Below are 3,787 nucleotides of genomic sequence, written 5' to 3'. Positions count from 1 at the left end.
GCACGCTCTTCTTCTTCGTATCGAACTTCTTTTCGGCCTCGTTCCAATCGAGCTTCAGCGGCTCGGCGCTGTTCCAACCCTCCTCCTTGATCTCGAAGCCGCCCGCCACCGGCACCTCGGCGCTCAGCTTGATCTCAAAGGACTGCTGCTTGACCTCCGCGTGCGCGGTACCGGCAACTGCGACCGCGCCCAGCAGACACGCACGAACGATTGATTGATGCATACATACTCCACGAATGATTAATAGGGGCAGCGCAACAGGATGCGCACGCCAATCACATTTTCTGCCTCCGGTCAGCCCGACCCAATCAGACAACTCTTATTTGTGCACTGCCAATGAAGACAGGATCACTAACGATGCCATCGCCACCGCTCCTCGAGGATTTCGCGATGGTCATCGACTAACGGCTATACACATGGATTGATGATCTGCCGCCCGGTTTTAGCCCGAGCGGAGGTTGGATTCCGAGTCTAAAGGTTACTGCTTCGCGCCGTGCGCCCACGTCAACCGCGAAGACGTCAAAGAGCGGCCTCACCGACGAACAAGCCATATACACTAAACACCATGACCTATCGCACATACAACTCCCTTAGCCTTCGAGATCCGTCTCAAAGACCGCAAACACAGTCCCGGTATGCGGAACGCCCCTTTTTATTTTCGCGCTATCTCCAAGCAAAGCAGTCAGAACCAATTTTATTTGAGCACCTTTTGCAGCATGATCTTTACTTGCGATCTCCAATTTATCCCTGTCGGCCCATATTAAATCCTGCTTGCCGGGAATGGACACCTGTCGCAACAAACCGACCCTCGACTTTCCATCGGCGCTCTGGAGATACCAGTCGTCTTTAGCATTCGCCTTTTGCTCACCCGAAGTCAACCACGCCTTCATATGAATAGCGCCATAGCTACTTTTTACCAGGAATTGGAGTTCTTTTTTAACTTTCATCTGATCATCCCACTCCTCCGGAATGTCGAATCTGGCCTCCTCACCATTTTCCCAACCGACTGACTTTACTTCAAAGACATTCGGCAGCGGAACTTTACCGGCGAGTTGAACGTTGAAATCGATCGGGTTCGGATCTGCGGCATACGCCGACATTACACATGCACTGGCAACAATTGCCACAACGAGCCTTTTCATCATGATGAACAATTGACACTTGCAGTAAGTTCTTTGGACCATTCAAGTTAATGCGATAGCGGCACGCAATGGCCATTTAACCGGCGCCTGTGGAAAGACGGATTCGCCCCAACTTATAGAGGCGAATCCGTCGTCGTGCGCTGGCGGGGAGCACCGCACATGCACGCGCGAAAGCACCACCTTAATCCTCGATGCCGGTCTCGAAGGTCGCAGTCATCGAGCCAGTGTAGGTACCGCTACGCGGAGTGCGGCCAGGAGCCAGCAGGCGCAAGCGGACACCGACCCATCCGTCGCCTTTGGCGGCATCCTCGGCCGTCAAGACTTCCCGTCCGCTGCTGCCGTTCATTGCGCGCCAATCCGTCCACCCACGCTTGACCGCATTAGTTGTATTGGCTTCAAGCTCGACAAAATCGTCACCACTTTCGTGAACGAGCACCCCACGGTTTTCCAAGACTTCTTTACCCCGCAGCGAAGACTCGAGCCTAATACGGACCGGTCCGTAGGTGCTTTTCACATTCCATTGGACCTCTGCTATCCCTATAGCTGTTCCGTTATTCCAGTCCCAATCGTGTGGCACGTCGAGTGCTACGTTTGAGCCATCCCAGTCGCCCTTGGGCTTTACGTCAAAGACATCCGGCGCCGGCACTTTACCGGCGAGTTGGACGTTGAATTCGATCGGGTTGGGAGCGGCCGCATACGCCGTCATAACCCATGCACTCGCCGCAACTGCCAATACCAGCTTTTTCACCGCATTCCTCCTTACCCGTCGACCTTCGTCTCAAACATCAGCGACACCGTGCCCGTATAGTCACCCGCCACCAGGCCATCCTTCATCGCATCGCTCGCCGCCCCCGGCGTGATCTCCACTTCGATCGACTTGCCGTTCTTCGCTTCGTCCTTCGTCACCACCTCGACGGGATCGGTGCCAACGTCCTTGCCGCCGACCTTGACACCCAACTTGAAGAACGCGTCCTCTTTCGTTTGGTGGCTGAGCTTCAGCTCATCGGAGGTCGAGAACTTGACCTGCACGTTGCCTACCCCGCTTTTCGCAAACACGCTCTTCTTCTTCGTATCGAACTTCTTTTCGGCCTCGTTCCAATCGAGCTTCAGCGGCTCGGCGCTGTTCCAACCCTCCTCCTTGATCTCGAAGCCGCCCACCGCCGGCACCTCGGCGCTCAGCTTGATCTCAAAGGACTGCTGCTTGACCTCTGCGTGCGCGGTACCGGCAATTGCGACCGCGCCCAGCAGACACGCACGAACGATTGATTGATGCATACATACTCCACGAAAAATTAATAGGGGCAGCGCAATAGGATGCGCACGCCAATCACATTTTCTGCCTCTGGTCAGCCGTCCCAATCAGACAACTCATATCTTGTACGCTGCCGATGAATATAGGATCGATTAGAGCTGATAACACAACCGAGGCGCAAAGCTCTCAGTGCCATATTGTTGCGGCACGGTCAGACGCAAAATCAGTAACTAGTTACGGGCGGCACTAGAGCCGCCGATTCCGGTGTTCAGGCCTTCACCCAAAGGTGGACGCCGACGCACAGTGCATGACGGCGCGGCATTAAACTGCATCCTGCATGTCTTGCATCGACATCAGTGACGATGGAAACGGAAGAAACATGACCATCTCTAATTCTTGCGATGGTGACCTCTAACCATCGCGAGACGAAGCCCACAAGACTCATTTTCGAAGATGCACTAACCCAATTGAGCGACGCAGAGAGTCACAAGCTTCATAGAAAATCCCTCTCCACCACCAGATTGGCGCAGAGGGATAAAGGTGTCGCCCGTGCCGAGGCATGGGCCAAAGTCACTCCTCAAACCCGGTTTCGAAGACTACTGGAAACGTTCCACTGTATTCTCCGGGGCGCGGCGCTCCATTGGGCGTTGCCCACAGTGCCAACCTCACCAGGCTCCCCGTCTTCGCTACCTCTGCATCAACAACGTCGTGCTGAGTCCCTACGAAATAGGGACCCACCATGACCCCATTGTTGGGCGTCGAGACATTCCAGCCGACCTGCATAGCGTCGCCACTAGCGTTTTTAATATATACCTTCTCACCCATATTACCGGCCTGCATGCGGACTCGACCATAGCTGCTGCGCACCTTCCAGCTCAGCTCAACTTTTGACGAGCCGCCCTTCGTCCACCCGTCCGGATGCGTAAAGACAACGTTATCCAAATCTCCGCTGTTCACCGTAACATCAAAAAAATCCTGCGAGGGCACCTCGCCCTTGATCTGAACATTGAGATTGATCGGATCCGGATTTGCCGCATACACCGACATAGCCCATGCACTCGCTGCAACTGCCAATACCAGCTTTTTCACCGCGTTCCTCCTTACCCGTCGACCTTAGTCTCAAACATCAGCGACACCGTGCCCGCATAGTCACCCGCCACCAGGCTATCCTTCATCGCATCGCTCGCTTCCCCCGGCGTGATCTCCACTTCGATCGACTTGCCGTTCTTCGCTTCGTCCTTCGTCACCACCTCGACGGGATCAACGCCGACGTCCTTGCCGCCGACCTTGACACCCAACTTGAAGAACGCGTCCTCTTTCGTTTGGTGGCTGAGCTTCAGGTCATCGGAGGTCGAGAACTTGACCTGCACGTTGCCTACCCCGCTTTTCGCAA

The 3,787-nt window shown here is 55.0% G+C and carries 5 protein-coding genes and 1 pseudogene; all 6 read right to left on the bottom strand.

The window, feature by feature from the left end; genetic code table 11:
* A pseudogene (locus JMF90_RS28065) lies at nt 1-223 on the bottom strand (hypothetical protein); the annotation flags it as partial.
* A gap of 367 nt (nt 224-590) precedes the next feature.
* Entirely contained in the window at nt 591-1,142 is a 552-nt protein-coding gene (locus JMF90_RS28060) for a hypothetical protein (RefSeq protein WP_201325701.1), read from the bottom strand.
* A 181-nt stretch (nt 1,143-1,323) separates the two neighbouring features.
* A complete protein-coding gene (locus JMF90_RS28055; RefSeq protein WP_201317428.1) occupies nt 1,324-1,890 on the bottom strand; it encodes a hypothetical protein in 567 nt (188 codons plus the stop codon).
* Between the two features lie 11 nt (nt 1,891-1,901).
* Nucleotides 1,902-2,417: a CS1 type fimbrial major subunit gene (locus tag JMF90_RS28050; RefSeq protein WP_201317429.1), complete on the bottom strand. Its 516-nt coding sequence runs from the start codon at nt 2,415-2,417 to the stop codon at nt 1,902-1,904.
* A gap of 547 nt (nt 2,418-2,964) precedes the next feature.
* Entirely contained in the window at nt 2,965-3,483 is a 519-nt protein-coding gene (locus JMF90_RS28045; protein ID WP_201317430.1) for a hypothetical protein, read from the bottom strand.
* Nucleotides 3,484-3,494: 11 nt separating this feature from the next.
* Nucleotides 3,495-3,787: CS1 type fimbrial major subunit (locus JMF90_RS28040; RefSeq protein ID WP_236598050.1), on the bottom strand; the 293-nt coding region annotated here is incomplete at its 5' end.

Origin of the sequence: Burkholderia sp. E168m23 (genome assembly GCF_016586125.1) — a bacterium.
Lineage (GTDB): Bacteria > Pseudomonadota > Gammaproteobacteria > Burkholderiales > Burkholderiaceae > Burkholderia > Burkholderia orbicola.
This window is presented reverse-complemented; position numbering and strand designations above follow the sequence as displayed.

Bases quoted from the DNA above. Each gene is read 5' to 3' on its own strand.
- JMF90_RS28060 (WP_201325701.1), bottom strand. From the start codon at position 1,142: ATGAAAAGGCTCGTTGTGGCAATTGTTGCCAGTGCATGTGTAATGTCG.
- JMF90_RS28050 (WP_201317429.1), bottom strand. From the start codon at position 2,417: ATGCATCAATCAATCGTTCGTGCGTGTCTGCTGGGCGCGGTCGCAATT.